The sequence below is a fragment of the Acinetobacter sp. LMB-5 genome (assembly GCF_001541635.1).
Classification (GTDB): Bacteria; Pseudomonadota; Gammaproteobacteria; order Pseudomonadales; family Moraxellaceae; genus Acinetobacter; species Acinetobacter pittii.
Genome location: NZ_LRDR01000001.1, coordinates 484,639 through 507,108, shown reverse-complemented (window position 1 = coordinate 507,108; position 22,470 = coordinate 484,639). Strand labels below are relative to the sequence as shown.

Here is a 22,470-nt window from a genome sequence, read left to right as displayed (position 1 = left end):
GGCTTTGAATAAAACATCAGCTCTATTCAACAGCCATACATCTGCTTTTAAATACGGGGCAGTTTAGCAGATTGCATACTAAGTCCTATGGCACAACCTTTCAATTGCGGTTGCTGTATTTCTAATCTAAAAACGCTATATCTTATGGCTAGCAAGCTTTTTAAGTTAAGAGGGCTTCCATGAAGTTTGAACTTGTTTTGATATATTCGGATAATCTAATACGAATCTTACATGTAGCTCGGTCCCAGTTTTTAAAGCCTTGTTATCTACAATAAAATAAGGGCTATGATTTGGTGCCGCCTGAGTTAAGTCTTGATTTTCTGGTGTTGCACCCAAGAAAACAAAGAATGACGGCATTAACTTGCCATAATAGGCAAAATCTTCACTTGCGCTTGCATTATGATCTAAAACATGGAGTTTTGAATCTCCAACAACTTTGGCTAGGGTTGGCTGAATAAACTGAGTGAGCGCTTTATCATTCATGGTCACTGGAGCGTAAGGAGCAATTTCAACTTTGGCGGTGACGTCATTGGCTTGAGCGTTATGCTCTATCAGGGTTGGTAAACTTTTTAAGATATTTGCTCGTATCTGTTCGTTGTTAGAGCGAATAGTCCCAATCATATTGACTTGTTCTGGAATCACATTTCCTGCTGTACCACCTTGAATGTTACCGATACTGACGACGCCCATGCCTTGAGTGAGATCAGTTCTTCGGCTAATAAGACTCTGTAAATTATTAATCATTTGTGCCGATGCATAAATCGGATCTCTACCTAACCAAGGGGTTGAGCCGTGAACCTGCTTGCCGTTGACCTGAATACGTAAATGGTCTGCACTATTTAAAATGGCACCATCTTTATAATAAAGGTGTCCACTTTGCATACCAGATATGACATGCATTCCAAAAATAGCCTCGGGTTTATAATCTCTAAATGCGCCGTCTGCGATCATTTTTCTTGAACCTATTTGATCACCCTGCGTGAAGTTATCTATATCTGCACCACCTTCTTCAGCAGGTTGGAAAACAAAAATAACTGTGCCTGATATTTTATCTTTATTCGCAGCTAAAATTTTTGCTGCGCCTAATAACATTGCAGTGTGTGCATCATGTCCACATGCATGCATTACGTAAGTTTCTTTTCCTTGATAGATTGCTTTTTGTTTACTGGCAAAGGAAACACCACTTTTTTCTTCCATAGGTAGCGCATCCATGTCGGCTCTAAGCGCAATAATAGGGCCGGGTTTATTCCCTTTTAAAATACCAATAACGCCTGTTTTCGCATAACCTGTTTTAACTTGAATGCCATAAGACTTTAATTCTTTTTGAACTAGTGCAGATGTTTTAAATTCCATATTGCCAAGTTCAGGATGCTCGTGAATATGTTGTCTTAATTGAATCACCTGATTTTCATTTTGTTGTGCAGCATCTTTTACCCAATCTGCTAGGCTCAGCTGGCTCATTAAAGCGAGTGGAAAAATCAAAGCGGCTTTTTTGTACATATCCTTATCCTAAAAATATTATTGTTCATAAGATTTGCTATCTAGATTTCTTATAATTCAGTTTTTAAAAATATTAAAAAATCAATAAGGTATAAAGAAAGACTTAAAAGGTATAGAGTGACTAATTTATTGATAAGACAATTATTATTTTAATTGGATAGAGAGATTAAATTAAAAAAGGAAGAGAAAAATTCTCTTCCTTTGATTAGTTTTTAGGCTCAGGCGGTGTCATTCCAAACTGTAAATAAGATTGGTTGGTTGCAATCCGACCTCGTGCAGTACGCATGACATAACCTTGTTGAATTAAATAAGGTTCAATCACATCTTCAAGCGTACCGCTGTCTTCAGCCATCGCTGCTGCAAGCGCTTCAACTCCAGCAGGACCGCCATCAAAACGCTCGAGTAGCATGCTCAAGTAACGTCGGTCTAGGGTATCTAGGCCAGCTTTATCAACATTGAGCATATCAAGCGCACGCTGTGCCATTTCATGGGTCACTTCGCCTGTGCCTTTCACTTGGGCATAGTCACGAACACGTCGTAATAAACGGTTGGCGATACGAGGTGTTCCGCGTGATCGGCGTGCTACTTCTTCTGCGCCTTCAACTGTAATGGGTACATCCATTAGGTTTGCAGAGCGTGACACGATGTGAGTCAAGTCTTCTACAGAGTAAAACTCAAGACGTTGTACAATACCGAAGCGATCACGTAGTGGTGAGGTCAACAAGCCTGCACGTGTGGTGGCAGCGACAAGTGTAAAAGGCGGTAAATCGAGTTTAATTGAACGAGCAGCAGGGCCTTCACCAATCATGATATCGAGTTGGTAATCTTCCATTGCTGGATAGAGGATTTCTTCAATCACTGGTGAAAGACGATGAATTTCATCAATAAATAAAACATCGCCTTCTTCAAGATTGGTGAGCATTGCCGCTAAATCGCCTGCACGTTCCAAGACTGGCCCTGAAGTCGATTTAAGATTGCCACCCATTTCTCGGGCAATAATATTAGCAAGTGTGGTTTTACCTAAACCCGGCGGACCAAAAATCAGCGTATGGTCGAGTGCTTCGCCACGGCCACGAGCAGCACCAATGAAAATTTCCATTTGCTCGCGTACGACTGGTTGCCCAATATAGTCGGCAAGAGAAGTTGGTCGAATAGCCCGATCAAAATGATCTTCAGGTTTTTCTGTTCCACTGATTAGACGGTCTTGCATAAGTGTTTTACTTCATCATGGATTTGAGAGCAGCGCGAATAATATCGGCTGATTCTGTGTAATCGGCTTTAACCGCTGCAACAGCTTTTTGTGCTTCAAGTGGCTTATAACCTAAAGATTGCAAAGCAGCTTCTGCTTCTGCAACAGGAGAGTTTGCAGCAAATTGAATTTGAGGCATGGTCGCCACAGTTGAAGTGCCTTGAGCCAATGTTTTGAAACGGTCACGGAGTTCGATCATTAAACGTTCAGCTGTTTTTTTGCCAACACCCGGGACTTTGACCAGCGTATTAATATCATCATGTTCAATGGTGTGAACCAATAATTCAACGCTTAGTGTCGATAAAATACCCAATGCCATTTTCGGACCAACACCGTTTACTTTTAATAAGGTACGGAAAATTGTTTTTTCTTGAGCATCGCTAAAACCGTAGAGTTGTTGAGCATCTTCACGAACAACTAAATGCGTCCATAGCGTAACTTTCTGGCCCTTTTGTAATTGGCAAAATGTTGAAAGTGGCGTATCAATTTCATAGCCCACACCATTTACATTCAGTAAGACGGTAGGGGCTTCTAAGGCAAACACTTCGCCAATTAAACATCCGATCATAGCGTAATTTCACTTATTCATAACTGTAAATCTGGTCGTTCTAAAATGAATTGAAAACGACACTAGTTTTATTTCTTTCTATATCAAGCCAGCTTAAAACAAGCCAATTTTATTACCTTGCAACTCTTGCGCCAAGCTATAAGCCTGATGATCTGAGAACTTACTAATAATATCGAGGACTTGCATGATATTGCTGTAGTGATTATTGCTAAAGCTAGCACCATATAGATTAAGAATAGACATTAAACGTTGTTCTTTAAAGCTTAAAGACTTATGTGGTGTTGTAAGTGGAACAAATGCATCCAAAATCGTTTGCAAACTTTGATGCGCAATAATTTCTAAACCAGACTTTTGTGGGTGCTCAAAAATTTTATCACGTGCCAGATTCTTGGCAGTTTCGATACCAATTGCAATATCTGGCGAACAATATTGCAAAAGATTGCCTTTAAGCTGACCTGTAATGATTTCATAGTGATTTTTGGCAAAAGCCGTAGTGACTTCATCAACAAGACGTTTCATGACTCGACCGCGTAATGCTGAGATCTTTTGTTGCCATGTACTGTTTGGATGAGACAACTCTTCAGGTTGACCATAGTCAGCAATCAGATTTAAGAATATTGGTTCAACTTCTTGGTAACTCAGCATATTTAAGACAATGCCATCTTCTAAATCAATGAGGGCATAGCAAATGTCATCAGCAGCTTCTAGCAGGTAAGTGAGTGGATGACGGCAATAATGATATTCCCCGAGTTGAATCAGCCCGAGCTGTTCCGCAATCTGTTTTAAAATTTCTTTTTCAGATTGATAACAACCAAACTTTGCTCTTTGATGAGAAGGGCGGTCACCTTGCGAAGCAATTGTTTTTGAGAGCCATGGATACTTTAGATAAGCACCTAAAGTTGCATAAGTTAAGCGCATACCGCCATCATTTGGATGATAGTCAATGCGACTTAATAGACGTAATCCTTGAGCATTACCTTCAAACTGACGAACATCAGCTTCTTCTTCAGGACTGAGTTTTTTCAAAAAATCATCATGTGAGGCATCATCGAACCATTCGCGAATTGCGTATTCACCCGCATGCCCGAAAGGGGGATTACCAATATCGTGGGCCAGACAAGCTGCTTGAATAATTGCACCGACATCGGCAGGGGAAATCCAGACAGGTAATTCATTTTTTATTTTTTCTGCGGCAAGCATACCCATTGAGCGGCCAATACAGGAAACTTCAAGAGAGTGTGTTAAGCGGGTATGAATGCCATCATGCTGTGCGAGTGGGTGAACTTGCGTCTTACGGTTTAGCTGACGAAAACTTTGAGAAAATATAATGCGGTCATAATCTTTATGGAATGGGCTACGAGCCAGTTCTGTACTGCTTTTTTTACTACCTAAACGAACTGCGGAAAGCAGCTCTAACCAACGCATTTGTTCCATTTATCATTATTCAAAACTATAAAACCTGATCATGCCAAAAAAAACTTAAAAGCACTAGCTTGGTGCGACATAGTTTGTCTTAGTTCGGGTTTTATTATGTTATTGAATAAACATGCAACAATTTATTTTTAGCAAGAATGACTAAAAAAATGATTTTGAACAAAAAACAAATCACTTCTTGCAGAATTAGGTTACAGAATACTGATTCTACATCTAGCTGATTTTAGCAAGAAGCAGTAGAATATGCGCTCTCTCTAAAGTCACATTGCGGTAAGGTTCACAAGACCTGCCCGTGGAGCCAAAATCAACATGTTTATCGTGGCCGGTGCAGCAGCACATTCTTCTTTTAAGAAAGCTCAACTATTAACACGTTTATCGTCAATTAGTTCTGTTCAATCTTTTGACAGCCAATGGGTCTATTTGTTTGATCAAGCGCTCAACGAGCAGCAACATCAATCTGCTTTGCAATTATTGAATGACGGTGAGTCTTTTGAACTTCGTCAATCTGCAAGTGATGAGATTCAGATTTTAGTTACACCACGTGTGGGTACTATTTCACCTTGGTCTTCTAAAGCAACTGATATTTTCAAAAACTGTAATACACCAGTACACCGTTTAGAACGTGGTCTTTTATTCACGTTAAAGGGTGTTACTGAAATTACTCATGAAGTTAAACAAGTACTTCATGACCGTATGACAGAAACAGTTTTTGCTCAAATTGAAGATGCAAAAGCATTATTTTCAGAAACAGCTCCAAAACCATTAAATTCAATTGATATCTTGGGCCAAGGCAAAGAAGCTTTGGTTAAAGCGAACAATGAGTTCGGTTTTGCGTTATCTGAACAAGAAATTGATTATTTAACAGAAGCATTCGGTAAGCTTGGTCGTAATCCAAATGACATCGAGTTAATGATGTTTGCACAGGCGAACTCTGAACACTGTCGTCATAAAATCTTCGGTTCTGAATGGACAATTGATGGTGAAAAACAACCATTATCATTGTTCCAGATGATTAAAAACACTTACAAAGAATCACCAACTGACGTTTTATCTGCATACAAAGATAATGCTTCTGTAATTGTGGGTTATGACACGATGCGTTTTTATCCAAAAGCGGATGAAAATGGTCACTTTGTTTATAAATATAAGAGCCAAGCAGCTCATATTTTAATGAAGGTTGAAACTCATAACCACCCAACAGCAATTTCTCCATTTGCTGGTGCTGCAACTGGTTCAGGCGGTGAAATCCGTGATGAAGGTGCAACCGGTCGTGGTGGTAAACCAAAAGCTGGTTTAACGGGCTTTACAGTTTCTAACTTAAATATTCCTGGTTTTGAACAACCGTGGGAAGAAAACTACGGTAAACCTTCACGTATGGCATCGCCATTACAAATCATGATTGAAGGTCCATTAGGTGGCGCGGCATTTAACAACGAATTCGGTCGCCCTGCATTAAATGGTTATTTCCGTACTTTCGAACAAAATGTAAATGGTGAAGTGAAGGGCTTCCATAAGCCAATCATGATCGCTGGTGGTTACGGTAACATTCGTCCTGACCATGTAGAAAAAGATGCGATTCAACCAGGTGACTTGCTCATTGTATTGGGTGGCCCTGCAATGTTAATCGGTCTTGGCGGTGGTGCAGCATCTTCTGTAGATAGCGGTACAATGGGTGAAAGCCTTGATTTCGCTTCTGTACAACGTGAAAATCCAGAAATGGAACGCCGTTGCCAAGAAGTAATCGATACATGCTGGCGCTTAGAAGACTTCAACCCAATCGTTTCTGTACATGACGTTGGTGCGGGGGGTCTATCAAATGCTATGCCTGAACTTGTGAATGACCATGAGTTGGGTGCAGTTCTTAACCTTCGTAAGATTCCTTCATTAGAACCGGGCATGAGCCCAATGGAAATCTGGTCAAACGAAGCACAAGAGCGTTATGTTCTTGCAATTCGTCCAGAGTCTTTAGAACAGTTCGAAGCAATCTGTGCTCGTGAACGTTGTCCATTTGCCGTTTTGGGTGAAGCAACAGAAGCACGTCATTTAACTGTTGAAGATCCATTGTTCCAAAACAATGCAGTTGATATCCCAATGCAAGTAATGCTTGGTGGTACACCGCGTATGCAACGTTCTTATGAAACAATTGAGCGTAAAGGTAACGAATTTGACGCTTCAAAAGTTGATTTGAAAGACGCGATTTTCCGTGTATTGAAAAATCCTACAGTTGCTTCTAAATCATTCTTAATCACCATTGGTGACCGCTCAATTACAGGTATGGTTGCGCGTGATCAAATGGTTGGTCGTTGGCAGATTCCTGTTGCGGATGCAGCAGTAACGACGACAAGCTTACAAGGCTTCACTGGTGAAGCAATGGCGATGGGTGAACGTCCACCAGTTGCATTGTTAAATCCAGCAGCGTCTGCTCGTTTGGCAGTTGCTGAAGCAATTACTAATATTGCATGTGCAAACATTGAACAGATTAGCGATATCAAACTTTCTGCAAACTGGATGGCTGCTGCTGGTCAAAAAGGTGAAGACCAAGCATTGTTTGAAGGCGTGAAAGCGATTGGTATGGAAATGTGTCCTGCTTTAGGAATTGCGATTCCTGTAGGTAAAGACTCACTTTCAATGCGTACTACTTGGAACGAAAACGGCGAAGACAAAGCTGTAACATCTCCAATGACTGGTGTAATTACTGCATTTGCTCCAGTAACAGATGTTCGTAAAACTTTAACACCTGAACTTAAGAATTTAGAAGATTCAGTACTTGTACGTATTGATTTATCTAAAGGTCAGTTCCGTTTAGGTGGTTCGATTCTTGCGCAAGTATATAAAGCAATCGGTTCAATCACTCCAGACGTTGACAGTTTTGATGATTTCAAAGCGTTCTTTGCTTTAATTCAAGATTGGAACAACCGTGGCTTGATTCAAGCTTACCATGACATCGGTGATGGTGGTTTACTCGCAACTGTTGCTGAAATGATGTTCGCTGCACGTTTGGGTGTTGCATTAGAAGACCAAACTCCAGCAAGTTTATTTGCTGAAGAAATTGGTGCAGTTCTTCAAATTAAGGCAACTGATTGGGACTCTTTACAAGCAGAAGTTGCTGCATCTAGCTTGAAAGATGCAATTGCTGTAGTTGGTCGTGTAAACAACACAGATCAATTATCTGTAAACGGTTTGACTCTAGAGCGTGCAGAATTGCAACAAGCTTGGTCGGAAGTATCTCATCAGATCCAACGTTTACGTGATAACGTTGAAACTGCTGACCAAGAATTTGCTTTGATTGCAGATAAATCACATCAAGGCTTAATTGCTAAACCAACATTTGACTTGAACGAACCTATTGAAGCACCGTTCATTAACACACGTCGCCCAAATATGGCGATCTTGCGTGAGCAAGGTGTAAACGGTCATATTGAGATGGCGGCAGCCTTTGATAAGGTTGGTTTCAATACTGTTGACGTACACATGAGTGATTTACTTGCTGGTCGCGTTAGCCTAAGTGATTTTGAAGGTTTAGTGACTTGTGGTGGTTTCTCTTACGGTGACGTAATGGGTGCTGGTGGTGGCTGGGCAAAATCTGTATTGTTCAATGCGAAATTACGTGATCAGTTTGAACAATTCTTCCATCGTGAAGATACGTTCAGCTTAGGTATCTGTAATGGTTGCCAAATGTTGTCACAATTAGCGCCACTTATTCCAGGTGCTGAACACTGGCCACGTTTCCACCGCAATATGTCAGAAGTTTTTGAAGCTCGTAGTGTAAACGTTCGTGTTGAAAAATCTGTTTCTGTATTGCTTAATGGAATGGAAGGTTCGATTTTACCGATTGCTGTAGCACACGGTGAAGGTCGTGCAGTTGCGAGTGAAGCTGATATTGCAGGCTTGAATGCAGCTAACCAAGTTGCTTTGCGTTATGTTGACAGCCATGGTAACCCGACTCAACATTATCCATTGAACCCGAATGGTTCACCTGAAGCGATTACTGGTGTAACGTCTAAAGATGGTCGTGCAACAATTATGATGCCACACCCAGAGCGTACTTTCCGTGCAATTCAACACTCTTGGAGTCCAGAAGAATGGACTGAAGATGGTGCATGGTTACGTATGTTCCGTAATGCACGTAAGTTTATCGGGTAATATAAAAGTTGAAATAAGCCACCGTAAGGTGGCTTATTTGTATGTAGTACGATATTAATAAATAGCAGAGAAGAAAAATGAAATCAAAAATCCATTTCCATGAATTTGCATTACTAATGGCATTGCTCATGTCTATTGTTTCTTTTTCAATAGATGCAGTCCTACCTGCTTTGGGCGAAATCGGACGAGTTTTTGACTTAAAAAATAATAATCAGACACAGTGGGTCATTATTGGTATTTTTTCTGGTATGACGATTGGTCAATTGATTGCTGGGCCTCTATCCGATGCAATTGGCCGTAAACGCATTTTATTCACAGGAATTGTTATTTACTTTCTGGGAAGTTTATTGTGCTTTACCACACAAAGTTTTGAATGGTTTTTAGTTGGACGTTTCATTCAAGGGGTTGGCGTATCAGGTCCTTACGTGGCTTCTATTTCAATTGTTAGAGATAAATACAGTGGGGCTCAAATGGCCCGCATCATGTCTTTAATTATGATGGTGTTTATGGTTGCCCCAGCAATTGCACCAAGTTTGGGACAGCTCATTATCCATTTCTTTGGTTGGCGTGAGATCTTTGTTTTATATATGGCCTATGCCACAGTTGTCGGGGTATGGGTTGCTTTACGTTTGGAAGAGACGTTGCTTCCAGAAAATCGTTTACCTATGCGTCTACAAGCATTTCGGGAAGGTTTTAAAGAAGTTGTAAGTAATAAAACCACCATGAGCTATTTGCTATGTGCAGGTTTTTGCTTTGGTGGATTCATTGGTTACTTAGGTACTTCTCAGCAAATTTTTATGCAGCAGTTTGGGAAAACAGGGCAAGAGTTTAGTGCTTATTTTGCTGTGCTTGCAGGTGTAATGGGAGTCGCTTCATTTACAAATTCTAAAATTGTTATGAAGTTTGGTATGCGTCCAATCTGTATTTACGGCTTTCTAGGTTTGTGCCTAATTTCTTTAGTTTTCTTAGGAATTCAACTTTTAGGTGTGGCTGTTTCATTCTGGATGTTTATGCTTTATGCCTGCATTTTATTTTTATTATTTGGAACTTTATTTGGAAATTTAAACGCAATTGCAATGGAACCGATGGGACATGTTGCTGGTATGGCATCGGCCATTATTGGTGCAGCTTCTTCTGTTTTGTCACTTATTCTTGCATCTATTATTGGGCAATTATATGACGGTACATTAATACCAATGACTGGCGGCTTCGTCATTTTATGTGGTTTAGCATTTATGGTGACAATATATGAGAACAGATATTTAAAGAAATCGAATGCTTAAAATTATAAAGATGCAGCTAGCACACTGAAATTTAAAATTTTGTTCAGAATAAGAGCTACATAAAAATGAGTGTAGCTCTTTTAAGCATTTTAGAAAAATTATAAGCCTATAGACATTCGGCTATTTAACACTTTATAGTTTGTTTAAAATTGGATCAATTTTTGCTTTCTCTGTAACAACGATAAAAATCGGAGATCAAAATGATGAAAAATAAGTATCACATAAGAACAATGTATACCAAAGATAAGGGCTGGCGCTTGTTTGGCTTGGCGCTTGCCATTCAAATCCTCTTTATTGGAGCAAATTATTTGGTAATGATGAGCTGACTTTGATTTAGAAGCTTTTTTAACGGTATGATTTAAAGCAAGTTCAATAGTTTTGAGTCATTCTACTTATGTTAAAGCTGATTTATTACGTGCCAGATTCACATCTTGAGTCGACTAAACAAGCTATTTTTTCTGCTGGTGCGGGGGGTATCGGTAATTACGAACACTGCGCATGGCAAGTGAAAGGAATAGGGCAATTTAAACCAGTCAAAGGTGCAGATCCTTATATTGGAGAGCTGGGTGAACTTGAACAAGTGGATGAGTGGCGGGTTGAAACAATTGTAATTGAAGAAAATGCAAAGGCTATAGCAAAAGCATTAAAGGCAAGCCATCCTTATGAAGAGCCTGCCTTTGAGTTTATTCAAATCATAGAAGTTGATTTTTAATTAAACTGCGAGAAATCTGGTTTACGTTTCTGCATAAACGCTTGTACAGCTTCTAGCATTTCTGGAGATTGAACGCGTTGCATAAAGATTTCAGCTTCATGGTCAATACATTCAATAATTTGATCTAAATCATGTTTCATCAATGCTTTGGTTTGTTTTAATGAGGCAAGTGGTAAAGCTGCTAAATGTTGAGCGGTTGCCTGAGCAGATGCATAAGCATCTTCAACAACTTCATTAACTAAGCTTGCTTGTACTGCGGTTTCTGCATTAAATTTTTTCGCAGTAAATAGAAGTTCAGCTGCTTTGTGATAACCCGCTTGTTTAACCAATAATTGGCTTGCACCGCCTTCTGGAGAAAGGCCAAGACTTACAAATGGAATTTGGAAAAGGGCGGTATTGTCAGCAAAAACTAAATCTGCATGTAATAAAATCGTAACACCAATACCAATAGCCACACCTTTTACTGCAATAATAAGTGGCTTCGATAATCTAGCAGCAGATTTAAGGAGTACAAACGGAGGAACTTGACCTGCTGGGCCTAGATTAGGATTTTGTACAAAACCCATAAAATCTTTCATGTCATTACCAGCGGTAAAATCTTGCTCTACACCACGTAGAACGATTACTCGTACATCTTTGTCTTGGTCAGCTTCATCAAGTGCTTTGGCAATCCATAAGTAAAGTTCGCCATACAGTGCATTTTTTGCTTCTGGACGATTTATGGCTAAGGTGAGTACGCCACCTTCTAAATTTGCGTGTAAATGTTGATGAGGTTGTTGAATACAGCTAAGTGTCATCGTACTATCCTTGCTTTAAACCACGTTGTTAATTTTTAGGTTCTCATTATGGCGCATATTTTTTGTAATGCGGTTAACTGGTGAGTTCATAAAAAGTGAAAATCTAATTATGTATAAATTTGACTATCTCGTTTTTATAGGGCGTTTTCAACCATTTCATTTAGCTCATATGCAGACAATTGAAATTGCCTTACAACAAAGCCACTATGTCGTTTTGGCATTAGGTTCAGCTCAAATGGAACGTAATATTAAAAATCCGTTCTTAGCAGTAGAGCGCGAGCAAATGATATTGTCAAATTTCTCGTTAGAAGAGCAAAAACGCATTCGTTTTGTACATGTAGTAGATGTTTATAATGACGAAAAATGGGTAAAACAAGTCAAATCTTTAGTGAATGGCATAATTGAACCGAACTCAAAAGTTGGTTTGATTGGACACTTTAAGGATGAGTCTTCATATTATTTACGACTATTTCCTGAGTGGATTATGGTTGAACTAGATAGTTTAAAAGATTCAATTTCGGCAACGCCAATGCGTGAAGCTTATTATCGTGGTGAAATCCAAACGGAATTTTTCCCTGTGGGTACTATTCAATTTTTGGATGAATTTAAAAAAACACGCACTTATCAACAGTTGCAACAACGCTTTGAAGAAGATGATCGCTCTAATTTAGATGATTTTGAGTAAATGTATATCGATTAAGCATCTGCCCAAAAGATAATTCGGTTGGAAAAAGGATCGGTGATACTGAGTTCAAGTGTCTCCCAATCTGTTTTTTCAACCTGAGGCTTAGAAAATTTATAATCTTTTTTGCTTAGTTCACTATGCAACTCATAAATATGTTCCCAATAAATACGGATCGCACTATGAGGACTCGCATCTCCAAAATGCTCGGATAAATGAATAACGCAATCATCTTTAGAAATTTGTAAATATAACGGAAAGTTGTCTTCAAATTGGTGTTGCCAATCAAGCTGAAAACCTAAGAACTCAAGATAAAATGATTGAGCTAACTCGACATCAAAAATTCTTAAAATAGGGGTGATCGAACCTGATTGCATCTTTTTTCCTTTTAACGTGTACCAAATTGTTGAGTCCAATAGCTCTTTTGTTTTACAGATTGATCAGAAGCACAAGCAATTGCATAGGTTGTAAATTTAGGGTTCATTAGGTTACTACAATGTAGGGGACTCGACAGCCATCTAGACATCACTTCATCTAATGTTTTCTGTCCACTCGCGACATTTTCACCATTGGCTTTACCGAGTGTATTATAAATTTTCAAACGTGATTTTAAATCTAGTCCCGTGGAGCCAACATGTCCGAGAAAGTTGTGTGTTGCCATATCTTCACTATGAGAAAGTGCACCTTTATATAAATTATTACTCCAACTTAATGGTCTGGTTGCAGCGAAATATTGTTGTCCACATTGGCGTGATTGCTGGCGAATCTGATTAATTATTTTAAGTACGGTTTGTTGATAGGCAGGGTTTTGTAAATCTTGGCAACTTATTTTTATAGGTGGAGTTTCAACTTGTGATGTAGATGATGTAATTGAGGGCGGCATACTGGATGAACTAACGGAGCAAGCAGAAATAACAAGACCACTAGACAGTAAATTACAAACTTTGAGCAGACTCATGTAAATACCTTAGCGTGAATTATTCTAATGTCTTTATCATACGCCAAAGTAAAGGAGTAAGTAATTTGTTCATATACAAAAAACGAGCATTATGCCCGCTTTTTGTTTCTTAAGTTTATTAAGCTGTTTGTAGGGCTTTTAAGTCTTCTAGAACTTGCTCTGCGTGCCCAGCTGCTTTAACTTTGCGATAGCTTTTAACTAAAGTTTTGTTATGGAAAATAAAAGTAGAACGTTCAATACCCATGACTTTCTTTCCATACATATTCTTTTCTTTAATCACATCAAAGTGATGACAAAGAATTTCTTCTTTATCACTGATCAGATTAATAGTAAGTGCTTGATTCTCTGTAAAATTTTGATGGGCTTTTATCGAGTCACGTGAAATACCAAAAATACGGGCACCTAAAGCATCAAACTGATCTTTCAAACAAGAAAAACCCACTGCTTGTGTTGTACACCCTGGTGTTGAATCTTTAGGATAGAAGTAAATAATTAGCCATTCATTTTCGACTTCGGTTAAATTCACTTCGCCGTGTGTAGTAGGGAACACCTGATTTGGCAGTTGAATATTCTCAGACATTTCTTATCCTTTAAAAGTTAAATTTGATCTAATTCAAGTGGTAAAAAAGCGTATTCCTCATGATAAACAATATTGAGTTTTCTTACAGGGATTGCTTTGTTAAAAATTGGCCCATCAATCACAGTCGTATGAAATTCACCGCCTTCACCACATGGATCAATGCCACGGTTCTCAAGCTCTTGAATGTATTCTAAAGTTAAGGTTTTACCTAAATCTTCTACCTTCATTCCGAGTTTTAGATTCACAGTAACAATGACACTTTTGAATCCAAGTTGAATAAATTCTTCAACAACTTCCCGATGCGGACGTAGCCAAAGAGGCATTCCTAATTGAAGACCTACTTGTTGCGTTACTCGATCATGCCAACAGCCGTGTTCAGGCATATCAAGGTCACCTGTAACCAGTACCTCGGCTCCTTGTTGCTTTGCTTGATTGAGTAATTCAATAAACTTTACTTCATAGTCATTCCAACTTGATGAAGCCATAAACACGGGCAAGCCGATTGCTTTAGCTTGTGCTTGAATAATATCAAGAGGCATAGCATGTGAGCGAGAACGTTGGCCTTGTTCTTCTAGCATGACGATCAATCCAATCACTTCGCCTGTCTGCATTGCATGGTAGAGTGCTAGAGAACTATCTTTGCCTCCACTAAATGAGACAATAGACCTTTTATGGTTAGCATTAGTTTTCCATTGTTCTTGCATGGCTTACATCAAATGAATTGGTCAAAAATGCTGTTATTTTAACAGAGCTATAAAAAAGCCTGCATAAATGCAGGCTTAATGTGGAACATTAAAATCTTATTTTTTAGGAGCTTGTTGTTGAGCTGCCTTCATTGCATCTTCAGTTAACTTTTCAAGCTTAGTTGTTAACTGAGGACCGAAACATGCTTTAAGATCACGGTTTTGTTGTTGTACAAATCCTAGAGAACTTGGGCTTTTCTTCGCATTGATTGCGCTTTGGATTTCCCATTTTTGTGCTTCAGTCACTTTACCTTGTGCTTCAACCTGACAGCTACAGAATTTGCTAACTTCAGATGAACTTAACTTGCCGCCTTTAGCAGTTTGTTCTTTACAAACGTTAACTAATGCACCTTTAACGTTAGTGCTTTTATATGCCGCTTGCACTGGGTTTTCAGCTGCTTGAGCTGAACCAGCCATAAGTGCAGCTGCTGAGAATAAAGATGAAAGAATAAGATTTGATTTTAACAACTTCATAAATTTTACCTACTTATTACGGTATATAGCGTGTTGGATCGGTAACACCAGCATCGATAAAGCCTTCTTTACGCAAACGGCAACTGTCACATTTACCACACGCACGTCCTTGAGCATCTGCTTGGTAGCAAGATACCGTTTGACTATAGTCTACGCCATGTTCAATCCCTAAACGTATGATATTCGCTTTGGATAAATGTAACAGGGGTGTTTCAAATTTAAGAGGTTTTCCTTCTACGCCAGCTTTAGTTGCTAAACGGGCCATATTCGCAAAAGCATCAATAAATTCAGGACGACAATCAGGATATCCTGAATAATCAACAGCATTGATACCAATAACAATAGCTTCAGCATTAAATACTTCGGCTGCTGCTAGAGCATACGAGAGGAAAATAGTGTTACGCGCTGGTACATAAGTTACAGGAATACCTTCTTGTAACTGTTCTGGTACTGCAATGTTGTGATCTGTAAGTGCTGATCCACCTAAATTTGCTAGATCAATATTAATTACACGATGTTCAACACCTGAACGCTGAGCTAATGCTTTTGCAGCATCAAGTTCAGTGGTTGAGCGTTGACCATACATAAAACTAATAGCAATACATTCATAGCGCGCTTGTGCCCAAGCTAGGCAAGTGGTTGAGTCTAAGCCGCCTGAAAGTAAAACAATGGCACGAGAGCGCATATTTTTCTCCATATTCGGAATGATTTATTTTATTGAGTGATTAACGACCTGATTCATCGTTCCAAAGCAGTTTATGTAACTGAAGCTGGAAACGAACAGGTAATTTATCATCAAGTATCCACTGTGCCAGATCACGTGCTAGACGTGGCAGGCCTACAGCACCTTTTTCAACCGCAAAGGCAGGGGAGAACCAAACGGTACTGACTTTAGTTTGCAGTTGATATTTTTCAACTTGTTGCTTTGACCATTCATAGTCTTCGCGATTACAAATCACAAATTTGATTTGGTCACGTAGTGTTAAATGGTCAAGATTACTGATGAGATTACGATGTTCTTCACCAGAAGTTGGAGTCTTTAAATCGAGGACTTTTGAAACACGGGGATCTACTCTTGATACATCAAGAGCACCACTGGTTTCTAAAGAGACGTCAAAACCTGCTTCACATAAACGTTGTAATAAAATTAAACAGTTTGGCTGAGCAAGAGGTTCACCACCTGTCACACAAATATAAGGTGTTTGAAATTGTGTAGCTGTTTCAATGATATGTTCAAGTGAAAAACGTTCGCCACCCTCAAAAGAATAGGTGGTATCGCAATAGCTACAACGTAATGGACAGCCTGTTAGACGAATAAATACAGTCGGTAGGCCAGAGGCATTTGCTTCACCCTGCAACGAGTAAAAAATCTCGGTAATGCGTAAACCGGACGCAGGGTCTGAGACAGGAATTGCAGAGGAACGTAAGGAAGCCATTCTAGAAATACCACACTATATAAAAAATAAAATCTCTACGATCAGTTTGATCGTAGAGATGAGGAGCGATTAAAGCTCCGCAAGAGAGTTATAACAAATTAGTCAGCGCGTAACAAATCGTTCAAGCTTGTTTTTGAGCGTGTTTGCGCATCAACTTTTTTCACGATAATTGCAGCATATAAGCTGTAAGTACCACATTTAGATGGCAAGCTGCCTGAAACTACAACTGAACCTGCTGGTACACGACCATAATGGATTTCGCCAGTTTCACGGTCATAAATTTTAGTTGATTGACCAATGAAAACGCCCATTGAAATGACTGAGCCTTCTTCAACGATAACGCCTTCAACGATTTCTGAACGTGCACCGATAAAGCAGTTGTCTTCAATAATAGTTGGGTTAGCTTGTAATGGTTCTAAAACACCACCAATACCTACACCACCAGACAAGTGAACATTTTTACCGATTTGAGCACATGAGCCTACAGTTGCCCATGTATCAACCATTGTGCCTTCATCTACATAAGCGCCAATGTTGACATAAGATGGCATTAACACCACGTTTTTAGCTTGGAAGCTACCACGACGTGCTACAGCAGGAGGAACAACACGAACACCTGCAGCTTTAAATTGCTCTTCAGTCCAACCAGAGAATTTAGTTTCAACTTTGTCATAGAAACGAAGATCACATGACTCGATTGGTTTATTGTCATTCAGTTTAAATGATAATAAAACAGCTTTTTTTAACCATTGATGAACAACCCATTCACCATTGATTTTTTCAGCAACTCGAAGTGTACCGTTATCTAAACCAGCAATTGCTTCTTCAACAGCTTGGCGAATTTCGCTTGAACAATCTGCTGCAGTAAAATTTGCGCGGTCTTCAAATGCTTGCTCAATGATCGTAGAAAGCTGAGACATGATCTTCCTTCCATAAAAAATTTTAAAGATTTTACACTAATTTGTGACAAGAATCTTTCAAAAAACGTGTTACGTTTAATTGATGATATAAATGAGGTAAATCGAAATAAGCTTATTAGATAATCAAGTGTTTTTTACACAAAAATGATTTGAAAATAAAAATTTAACTCAATTTGTATCAAAAAATAACAGAAATCTAGCATTTTTTGTATAAAAAAGAATCTAAGCTGTCATTATTATGATTTCAGTCACAAGATGAATAAATTAAAAACAGAGCCTTTTGAGGAGAAACTATGAAAGCATTACGTGTATTAGTCACTACAACAGCTTTATTCGCTGCTGGCGCTGCTATGGCAGATGAAGCCGTTGTTCATGACAGCTACGCATTTGACAAAAACCAATTAATTCCTGTGGGGGCACGTGCTGAGGTAGGTACAACTGGTTATGGTGGTGCTTTATTATGGCAAGCAAACCCATATGTAGGTTTGGCTTTAGGTTATAATGGTGGTGACATTTCTTGGTCTGATGACGTAAAAGTAAACGGTTCAACTTATGACCTTGATATGGAAAACAACAATGTCTATTTAAATGCTGAGATTCGTCCATGGGGTGCAAGTACTAACCGTTGGGCTCAAGGCTTATATGTAGCAGCTGGTGCAGCATATCTTGATAACGATTATGATTTAACTCGTAACGTTGATGCAACTCGTTCATTCCGCGTAAATAATCAAGACTTTATTGCGGGTGCAGACGGTGTGAAAATTAATGGTCAAATGTCTTACAAAAATGACATCGCTCCATACTTAGGTTTTGGTTTTGCACCTAAAATTAACAAAAACTGGGGTGTATTCGGTGAAGTAGGTGCTTACTACACTGGTAATCCAACAGTTAAACTTGCTTCGACAGGTTCAGCAGTTACAACTGGTGATCAATCACTTGAAGAAGCAGTAAATGCGGAAGCTCGTAAAATTGCCAACGATGATAAATACCAATGGTTACCAGTTGGTAAAGTTGGTGTGAACTTCTACTGGTAAGCTCACAAAAGAAAAAACGAGCTACGGCTCGTTTTTTTGTACTTTTAATAAAATAAATAAAAGAGCTAAAAAGCTCTTTTATTTATTTTTAATTTTTATTCGTCTGGGTAAGCAATTTTCTTAAGCGCTTTAATATCCGCATCAGGTGAGCATAAAGAAATAAATTCGTAACCATAACCGCGTAATAAGTGGCCTTTGCGAACCGCAATCCATGTCGTATTAACACCAAAAATATCAGTTTTGGTTTGCTTTAAACGATAATCACGTTCTGTATCATAAGCCACGTCATTGACAATACCCACACCCATGCCAAGTTCCACATAGGTTTTGATAACATCGGCATCAAGAGCTGACATTACGATATCTGCATCTAGATGAGCCTCTTCAAACGCTTTATCAATTTTAGATCGACCTGTAAAACCACCATGATAAGTAATGAGTGGATATTCTGCTAAAAGTTCTAGAGTGATCTTATCCGCCTGCACTAAAGGATGATTTTGCGGGGTAATAATACTGTGCTGCCATTGATAGTAAGGAATGCTAGCCAGATTTTCTTCAGTCGTTAAAGACTCAGTTGCAATTCCAATATCCGCTTCGCCTTGTAAAAGCATTTCTGAAATTTCGACAGGGCTAGCTTGTTGTAAAATCAAATGAACTTTTGGAAATAATTTCTTAAATTGATTAACGATTGGAGGCAATACATAACGCGCTTGAGTATGCGTAGTTGCGATCGTTAGTGTTCCTTCATCAACCTTATTAAAATCTTCAGCAAGTCGTTTAATATTTTCAGCATCCACTAACATGCGTTCAACAATGCTAAGAAGTGACTGTCCTGGTTCAGTTAAACCTAAAAGGCGTTTACCTTTACGAACGAAAAGTTGAACACCTAATTCATCTTCTAAATCTTTGATGTGTTTACTTACACCCGATTGAGATGTGTAGAGTGCAGCCGATGCTTCCGTCAAGTTAAAGTTTTGGCGTACTGTTTCTCGGATAATTCTTAATTGTTGAAAGTTCATTTACACTTTTCCTCAAAAGAGGTGAGGAGCGTCTAAAGATCCGCAAGATATTTCCTCACCAAATATATTTCTTAAGCAACTTGGTCTGCAAATAAGTGCAATTGAGATGCGCTCACCCAAACAGTTTGATTAGGTTTAAATGCATGTAATTTTGCAGCTTCACTGCTCAGAGCAATTTCAATTAAACGTCCATTACGGTCTTGTAATTCGGCCACTACTTTTCCAGCAATCCAGATTTCACGTACAAAAGTCGCTTCAATGGTATTCGCTTGCGGTTGCGAGTGAATATGTAACTCATCTGGACGGGCAAAAGCAATCACTTTTCCTTGAGGCGCCTCAACTGCTGTTGGTAGTTGAATACGGTCATTACCGATACGGATAATACCTTCCGTATGTTCACCTTCAAATCGATTTGCCTGACCCAAGAAATCAAACACAAATGGCGTTGCAGGTTTTTCATAAACTTCACGAGGTGAACCGATTTGCTCAACATTACCTTTATTCATGACAATAATCTGGTCTGCAACCTCAAGTGCTTCTTCTTGATCGTGGGTCACAAAAATTGAAGTGATATGCAATTCATCATGTAAGTTGCGTAACCAGCGACGTAATTCTTTGCGTACTTTGGCATCTAGAGCGCCAAATGGTTCATCGAGTAATAACACGCGAGGTTCTACTGCCAAAGCACGGGCTAAAGCAATACGCTGACGTTGTCCGCCAGAAAGCTGAGCAGGGTAGCGGTCTGCTAAAAAGCCTAGTTGAACTAGATCAAGTAAACGAGTGACACGTTTTTTAATTTCAGCTTCCGAAGGACGGGTTGCACGAGGGCGAACGCGTAAACCAAAGGCAATATTGTCAAATACAGTCATATGACGGAATAAAGCATAGTGCTGAAATACAAAGCCAACCTGACGCTCACGCACATGTACATTAGTCGCATCTTCACCTTCAAGTAAAACCTGACCGCCATCGGCTGATTCTAGACCTGCAATAATACGAAGCAGAGTCGTCTTACCACAACCAGATGGTCCAAGTAGCGCAACCAGTTCACCCTCTGGAAAGTCTAGGGAAATATTTTTAAGCGCATGGAATGCACCAAAGTGTTTTTCAATATTTTTAACTTGAATACTCATGATTTCATTCCTTACGAATCAGTTGAATGCGGTTCTGGTTTATCTTGATGTAGCTCTAACCAGGTTTTTAAAATCAGTGTTAAAAGAGCTAAGAAGGCAAGCAGTGAGGACACGGCAAAGGCTGCGCTAAAGGTGTACTCGTTATATAAAATTTCAACATGCAGTGGCAGAGTATTGGTTTCACCACGGATATGACCAGAAACCACTGATACTGCGCCAAACTCACCCATTGCACGGGCATTACACAAAATCACGCCGTAAATCAGACCCCATTTAATGTTAGGGAGGGTGACCTTCCAAAAAGTTTGCCAACCTGATGCACCGAGTACAATTGCTGCTTCTTCTTCCTCTGTTCCCTGAGCTTCCATGAGTGGAATTAACTCACGCGCCACAAATGGAACTGTAATAAAAATGGTGGCTAAAACAATTCCAGGTACGGCATATAAAATCTTGATGTCATGATCCATTAACCAGCCGCCGAACCAGCCTTGGGCACCAAAAATAAGAACAATCATTAAACCTGCAATAACGGGTGAAACCGAAAAAGGCATATCAATGATAGTGGTTAAAATAGCCTTGCCTTTAAACTGGAACTTAGAGACAGCCCAAGCTGCAGCAATACCAAATATCACATTAATTGGAACTGCAATTGCTGCGGTGAGTAATGTTAATTTCACTGCTGATAAGGTATCTGGATCAATCAAAGCCTGAACATAGACTTCTAGTCCCTGTTTAAATGCTTCTACGAAAACCAAAATAAGTGGCAGCATGAGGCAACTGAGGAAAAAAATCAGTGCAATTGTAATAAGGGTATAACGTACCCAAGTTGGCTCACGTGTCGCATCACGAGACTGTAACTTCAAAGCAAGTGCGTTGCTGTCGGTATGTAAATTCATGTGATGTTTCTCCCTGTACGACGGTTTGCCCATGCTTGAAGTAAGTTAATGACAAATAGAATGATAAAAGAGAGAACTAACATGACCGCTGCAATGGTCGTTGCACCTGCATAATCATATTCTTCAAGACGAGAAATGATCATCAGCGGTGCAATTTCTGTTTTAAATGGCTGGTTACCTGCAATAAAAATAACAGAACCATACTCACCCACGCCGCGAGCAAATGCTAAAGCAAAGCCTGTAAATAGAGCAGGTAGTAAGATGGGTAAAATAATTTTAGTAATGGTCTGCCAACGATTTGCACCAAGTGCTGAAGCTGCTTCCTCAAGTTCGGTTTCAATATCGCTGAGTACCGGTTGAACGGTCCGAACAATAAAAGGAATACCAATAAAGACCAATGCCAGCGTAATTCCGATAGGCGTATAGGCAACCTGAATACCAAGTGGTTCCAGATATTGACCTAACCAACCAGTAGGTGCATAGAGTGAAGTCAGTGCAATACCAGCAACTGCGGTCGGAAGAGCAAAAGGTAAATCGACCAATGCATCAACTAGACGTTTTCCTGGAAAGTTATAGCGGACAAGACACCAAGCTAAAAGCAGACCAAACACAATATTAATAAATGCTGCAATTAAAGCTGAACTAAAGCTGAGTTGAAGCGATTTCAAAATACGCTCAGACGTTAAAATTTCCCATAATCCGTCCCATCCGATTCCAAATGATTTGATAAAGACTGCGGCTAATGGAATAAGCACAATAAAAGAAACGTAGGCGAGGGTGAAGCCCAAAGATAGACCAAACCCAGGCAGCACTCGGGATCGCTGCGACATGATATTTCCTCAAAGAGAAAAGCCTGCTGAAACCAGTAAGCGAATAAATAAAGATAAACAGTGCGGTATAAAGATTGGT

At 39.4% G+C, this 22,470-nt stretch carries 23 protein-coding genes; 6 read left to right on the top strand and 17 right to left on the bottom strand.

Going from position 1 to position 22,470, the window contains the following annotated elements:
- Positions 1-165: 165 nt before the first annotated feature.
- The 4 genes from AW165_RS02295 to AW165_RS02280 all read right to left on the bottom strand — a co-directional run bounded on the left by AW165_RS02295 (position 166) and on the right by AW165_RS02280 (position 4,751).
- Positions 166-1,500 carry a M20 family metallopeptidase gene (locus AW165_RS02295; RefSeq protein ID WP_060464858.1) on the bottom strand — a complete coding sequence of 445 codons (1,335 nt, stop codon included), beginning with the start codon at positions 1,498-1,500 and terminating at the stop codon, positions 166-168.
- 205 nt (positions 1,501-1,705) lie between these two features.
- Positions 1,706-2,710: a Holliday junction branch migration DNA helicase RuvB gene (gene ruvB / locus AW165_RS02290; protein ID WP_002052424.1), complete on the bottom strand. Its 1,005-nt coding sequence runs from the start codon at positions 2,708-2,710 to the stop codon at positions 1,706-1,708.
- A gap of 7 nt (positions 2,711-2,717) precedes the next feature.
- Entirely contained in the window at positions 2,718-3,317 is a 600-nt protein-coding gene (gene ruvA / locus AW165_RS02285; protein WP_002118762.1) for a Holliday junction branch migration protein RuvA, read from the bottom strand.
- A 93-nt stretch (positions 3,318-3,410) separates the two neighbouring features.
- Positions 3,411-4,751 carry a deoxyguanosinetriphosphate triphosphohydrolase gene (locus tag AW165_RS02280; protein WP_060464857.1) on the bottom strand — a complete coding sequence of 447 codons (1,341 nt, stop codon included), beginning with the start codon at positions 4,749-4,751 and terminating at the stop codon, positions 3,411-3,413.
- 309 nt (positions 4,752-5,060) lie between these two features.
- Here AW165_RS02280 and purL point away from each other — a divergent pair, with 309 nt between their 5' ends.
- From purL to AW165_RS02265, 4 genes are all read left to right on the top strand, one after another.
- Positions 5,061-8,894: a phosphoribosylformylglycinamidine synthase gene (gene purL / locus AW165_RS02275; protein ID WP_060464856.1), complete on the top strand. Its 3,834-nt coding sequence runs from the start codon at positions 5,061-5,063 to the stop codon at positions 8,892-8,894.
- Positions 8,895-8,971: 77 nt separating this feature from the next.
- Positions 8,972-10,177: a multidrug effflux MFS transporter gene (locus tag AW165_RS02270; protein WP_060464855.1), complete on the top strand. Its 1,206-nt coding sequence runs from the start codon at positions 8,972-8,974 to the stop codon at positions 10,175-10,177.
- 200 nt (positions 10,178-10,377) lie between these two features.
- Entirely contained in the window at positions 10,378-10,503 is a 126-nt protein-coding gene (locus tag AW165_RS20220) for a KGW motif small protein (protein ID WP_002118600.1), read from the top strand.
- A 68-nt stretch (positions 10,504-10,571) separates the two neighbouring features.
- A complete protein-coding gene (locus AW165_RS02265) occupies positions 10,572-10,889 on the top strand; it encodes a hypothetical protein (protein ID WP_060464854.1) in 318 nt (105 codons plus the stop codon).
- Here AW165_RS02265 and AW165_RS02260 read toward each other — a convergent pair.
- The gene (locus AW165_RS02260; RefSeq protein ID WP_005073113.1) at positions 10,886-11,686 is read right to left on the bottom strand and encodes an enoyl-CoA hydratase-related protein; all 801 of its coding nucleotides are present in this window, start codon (positions 11,684-11,686) and stop codon (positions 10,886-10,888) included. The two genes, AW165_RS02265 and AW165_RS02260, sit on opposite strands and share 4 nt — an antisense overlap.
- Positions 11,687-11,795: 109 nt before the next feature.
- Between AW165_RS02260 and AW165_RS02255 the strand changes: the two genes are divergently transcribed.
- Positions 11,796-12,371: a nicotinate-nicotinamide nucleotide adenylyltransferase gene (locus AW165_RS02255; RefSeq protein ID WP_081410517.1), complete on the top strand. Its 576-nt coding sequence runs from the start codon at positions 11,796-11,798 to the stop codon at positions 12,369-12,371.
- An 11-nt stretch (positions 12,372-12,382) separates the two neighbouring features.
- Here AW165_RS02255 and AW165_RS02250 read toward each other — a convergent pair whose 3' ends face one another.
- From AW165_RS02250 to dapD, 8 genes are all read right to left on the bottom strand, one after another.
- Positions 12,383-12,745, bottom strand: coding sequence for a glyoxalase superfamily protein (locus AW165_RS02250; protein WP_002118499.1), 363 nt, complete (start codon positions 12,743-12,745; stop codon positions 12,383-12,385).
- 11 nt (positions 12,746-12,756) lie between these two features.
- Entirely contained in the window at positions 12,757-13,326 is a 570-nt protein-coding gene (locus AW165_RS02245) for a CAP domain-containing protein (protein ID WP_060464852.1), read from the bottom strand.
- Positions 13,327-13,444: 118 nt separating this feature from the next.
- Positions 13,445-13,906, bottom strand: a complete 462-nt coding sequence (locus AW165_RS02240) for a peroxiredoxin (RefSeq protein ID WP_060464851.1) — start codon at positions 13,904-13,906, stop codon at positions 13,445-13,447.
- 17 nt (positions 13,907-13,923) lie between these two features.
- Entirely contained in the window at positions 13,924-14,610 is a 687-nt protein-coding gene (locus AW165_RS02235; RefSeq protein WP_060464850.1) for a diphthine--ammonia ligase, read from the bottom strand.
- A gap of 96 nt (positions 14,611-14,706) precedes the next feature.
- Positions 14,707-15,123 (bottom strand): hypothetical protein, encoded by a 417-nt coding sequence (locus AW165_RS02230; RefSeq protein ID WP_005073124.1) that lies wholly within the window; start codon positions 15,121-15,123, stop codon positions 14,707-14,709.
- Between the two features lie 16 nt (positions 15,124-15,139).
- Complete coding sequence (gene queC, locus AW165_RS02225; protein ID WP_002118843.1) at positions 15,140-15,808, bottom strand: 7-cyano-7-deazaguanine synthase QueC; 669 nt, start codon at positions 15,806-15,808, stop codon at positions 15,140-15,142.
- A gap of 40 nt (positions 15,809-15,848) precedes the next feature.
- Entirely contained in the window at positions 15,849-16,559 is a 711-nt protein-coding gene (gene queE / locus AW165_RS02220) for a 7-carboxy-7-deazaguanine synthase QueE (RefSeq protein WP_039759610.1), read from the bottom strand.
- Between the two features lie 98 nt (positions 16,560-16,657).
- Positions 16,658-17,479, bottom strand: a complete 822-nt coding sequence (gene dapD, locus AW165_RS02215; RefSeq protein WP_002118664.1) for a 2,3,4,5-tetrahydropyridine-2,6-dicarboxylate N-succinyltransferase — start codon at positions 17,477-17,479, stop codon at positions 16,658-16,660.
- 293 nt (positions 17,480-17,772) lie between these two features.
- Here dapD and carO point away from each other — a divergent pair, with 293 nt between their 5' ends.
- Positions 17,773-18,513, top strand: coding sequence for an ornithine uptake porin CarO type 3 (gene carO / locus AW165_RS02210; RefSeq protein WP_060464849.1), 741 nt, complete (start codon positions 17,773-17,775; stop codon positions 18,511-18,513).
- Between the two features lie 95 nt (positions 18,514-18,608).
- Here carO and AW165_RS02205 read toward each other — a convergent pair whose 3' ends face one another.
- The 4 genes from AW165_RS02205 to cysT all read right to left on the bottom strand — a co-directional run bounded on the left by AW165_RS02205 (position 18,609) and on the right by cysT (position 22,391).
- Entirely contained in the window at positions 18,609-19,532 is a 924-nt protein-coding gene (locus tag AW165_RS02205) for a CysB family HTH-type transcriptional regulator (protein ID WP_002118601.1), read from the bottom strand.
- A 71-nt stretch (positions 19,533-19,603) separates the two neighbouring features.
- Positions 19,604-20,665: a sulfate/molybdate ABC transporter ATP-binding protein gene (locus AW165_RS02200; RefSeq protein WP_002118816.1), complete on the bottom strand. Its 1,062-nt coding sequence runs from the start codon at positions 20,663-20,665 to the stop codon at positions 19,604-19,606.
- A gap of 11 nt (positions 20,666-20,676) precedes the next feature.
- Positions 20,677-21,561 carry a sulfate ABC transporter permease subunit CysW gene (cysW, locus tag AW165_RS02195; protein WP_017386322.1) on the bottom strand — a complete coding sequence of 295 codons (885 nt, stop codon included), beginning with the start codon at positions 21,559-21,561 and terminating at the stop codon, positions 20,677-20,679.
- The gene (gene cysT, locus AW165_RS02190) at positions 21,558-22,391 is read right to left on the bottom strand and encodes a sulfate ABC transporter permease subunit CysT (RefSeq protein ID WP_060464848.1); all 834 of its coding nucleotides are present in this window, start codon (positions 22,389-22,391) and stop codon (positions 21,558-21,560) included. Before cysT ends, cysW begins: the two co-directional genes overlap by 4 nt.
- Positions 22,392-22,470 lie beyond the last annotated feature (79 nt).

What these genes read in the sequence shown, in the direction of transcription:
- AW165_RS02295 (WP_060464858.1), bottom strand. Translation starts at nt 1,500, where the DNA reads ATGTACAAAAAAGCCGCTTTGATTTTTCCACTCGCTTTAATGAGCCAG.
- ruvB (WP_002052424.1), bottom strand. Translation starts at nt 2,710, where the DNA reads ATGCAAGACCGTCTAATCAGTGGAACAGAAAAACCTGAAGATCATTTT.
- ruvA (WP_002118762.1), bottom strand. Translation starts at nt 3,317, where the DNA reads ATGATCGGATGTTTAATTGGCGAAGTGTTTGCCTTAGAAGCCCCTACC.
- AW165_RS02280 (WP_060464857.1), bottom strand. Translation starts at nt 4,751, where the DNA reads ATGGAACAAATGCGTTGGTTAGAGCTGCTTTCCGCAGTTCGTTTAGGT.
- purL (WP_060464856.1), top strand. Translation starts at nt 5,061, where the DNA reads ATGTTTATCGTGGCCGGTGCAGCAGCACATTCTTCTTTTAAGAAAGCT.
- AW165_RS02270 (WP_060464855.1), top strand. Translation starts at nt 8,972, where the DNA reads ATGAAATCAAAAATCCATTTCCATGAATTTGCATTACTAATGGCATTG.
- AW165_RS20220 (WP_002118600.1), top strand. Translation starts at nt 10,378, where the DNA reads ATGATGAAAAATAAGTATCACATAAGAACAATGTATACCAAAGATAAG.
- AW165_RS02265 (WP_060464854.1), top strand. Translation starts at nt 10,572, where the DNA reads ATGTTAAAGCTGATTTATTACGTGCCAGATTCACATCTTGAGTCGACT.
- AW165_RS02260 (WP_005073113.1), bottom strand. Translation starts at nt 11,686, where the DNA reads ATGACACTTAGCTGTATTCAACAACCTCATCAACATTTACACGCAAAT.
- AW165_RS02255 (WP_081410517.1), top strand. Translation starts at nt 11,796, where the DNA reads ATGTATAAATTTGACTATCTCGTTTTTATAGGGCGTTTTCAACCATTT.
- AW165_RS02250 (WP_002118499.1), bottom strand. Translation starts at nt 12,745, where the DNA reads ATGCAATCAGGTTCGATCACCCCTATTTTAAGAATTTTTGATGTCGAG.
- AW165_RS02245 (WP_060464852.1), bottom strand. Translation starts at nt 13,326, where the DNA reads ATGAGTCTGCTCAAAGTTTGTAATTTACTGTCTAGTGGTCTTGTTATT.
- AW165_RS02240 (WP_060464851.1), bottom strand. Translation starts at nt 13,906, where the DNA reads ATGTCTGAGAATATTCAACTGCCAAATCAGGTGTTCCCTACTACACAC.
- AW165_RS02235 (WP_060464850.1), bottom strand. Translation starts at nt 14,610, where the DNA reads ATGCAAGAACAATGGAAAACTAATGCTAACCATAAAAGGTCTATTGTC.
- AW165_RS02230 (WP_005073124.1), bottom strand. Translation starts at nt 15,123, where the DNA reads ATGAAGTTGTTAAAATCAAATCTTATTCTTTCATCTTTATTCTCAGCA.
- queC (WP_002118843.1), bottom strand. Translation starts at nt 15,808, where the DNA reads ATGCGCTCTCGTGCCATTGTTTTACTTTCAGGCGGCTTAGACTCAACC.
- queE (WP_039759610.1), bottom strand. Translation starts at nt 16,559, where the DNA reads ATGGCTTCCTTACGTTCCTCTGCAATTCCTGTCTCAGACCCTGCGTCC.
- dapD (WP_002118664.1), bottom strand. Translation starts at nt 17,479, where the DNA reads ATGTCTCAGCTTTCTACGATCATTGAGCAAGCATTTGAAGACCGCGCA.
- carO (WP_060464849.1), top strand. Translation starts at nt 17,773, where the DNA reads ATGAAAGCATTACGTGTATTAGTCACTACAACAGCTTTATTCGCTGCT.
- AW165_RS02205 (WP_002118601.1), bottom strand. Translation starts at nt 19,532, where the DNA reads ATGAACTTTCAACAATTAAGAATTATCCGAGAAACAGTACGCCAAAAC.
- AW165_RS02200 (WP_002118816.1), bottom strand. Translation starts at nt 20,665, where the DNA reads ATGAGTATTCAAGTTAAAAATATTGAAAAACACTTTGGTGCATTCCAT.
- cysW (WP_017386322.1), bottom strand. Translation starts at nt 21,561, where the DNA reads ATGAATTTACATACCGACAGCAACGCACTTGCTTTGAAGTTACAGTCT.
- cysT (WP_060464848.1), bottom strand. Translation starts at nt 22,391, where the DNA reads ATGTCGCAGCGATCCCGAGTGCTGCCTGGGTTTGGTCTATCTTTGGGC.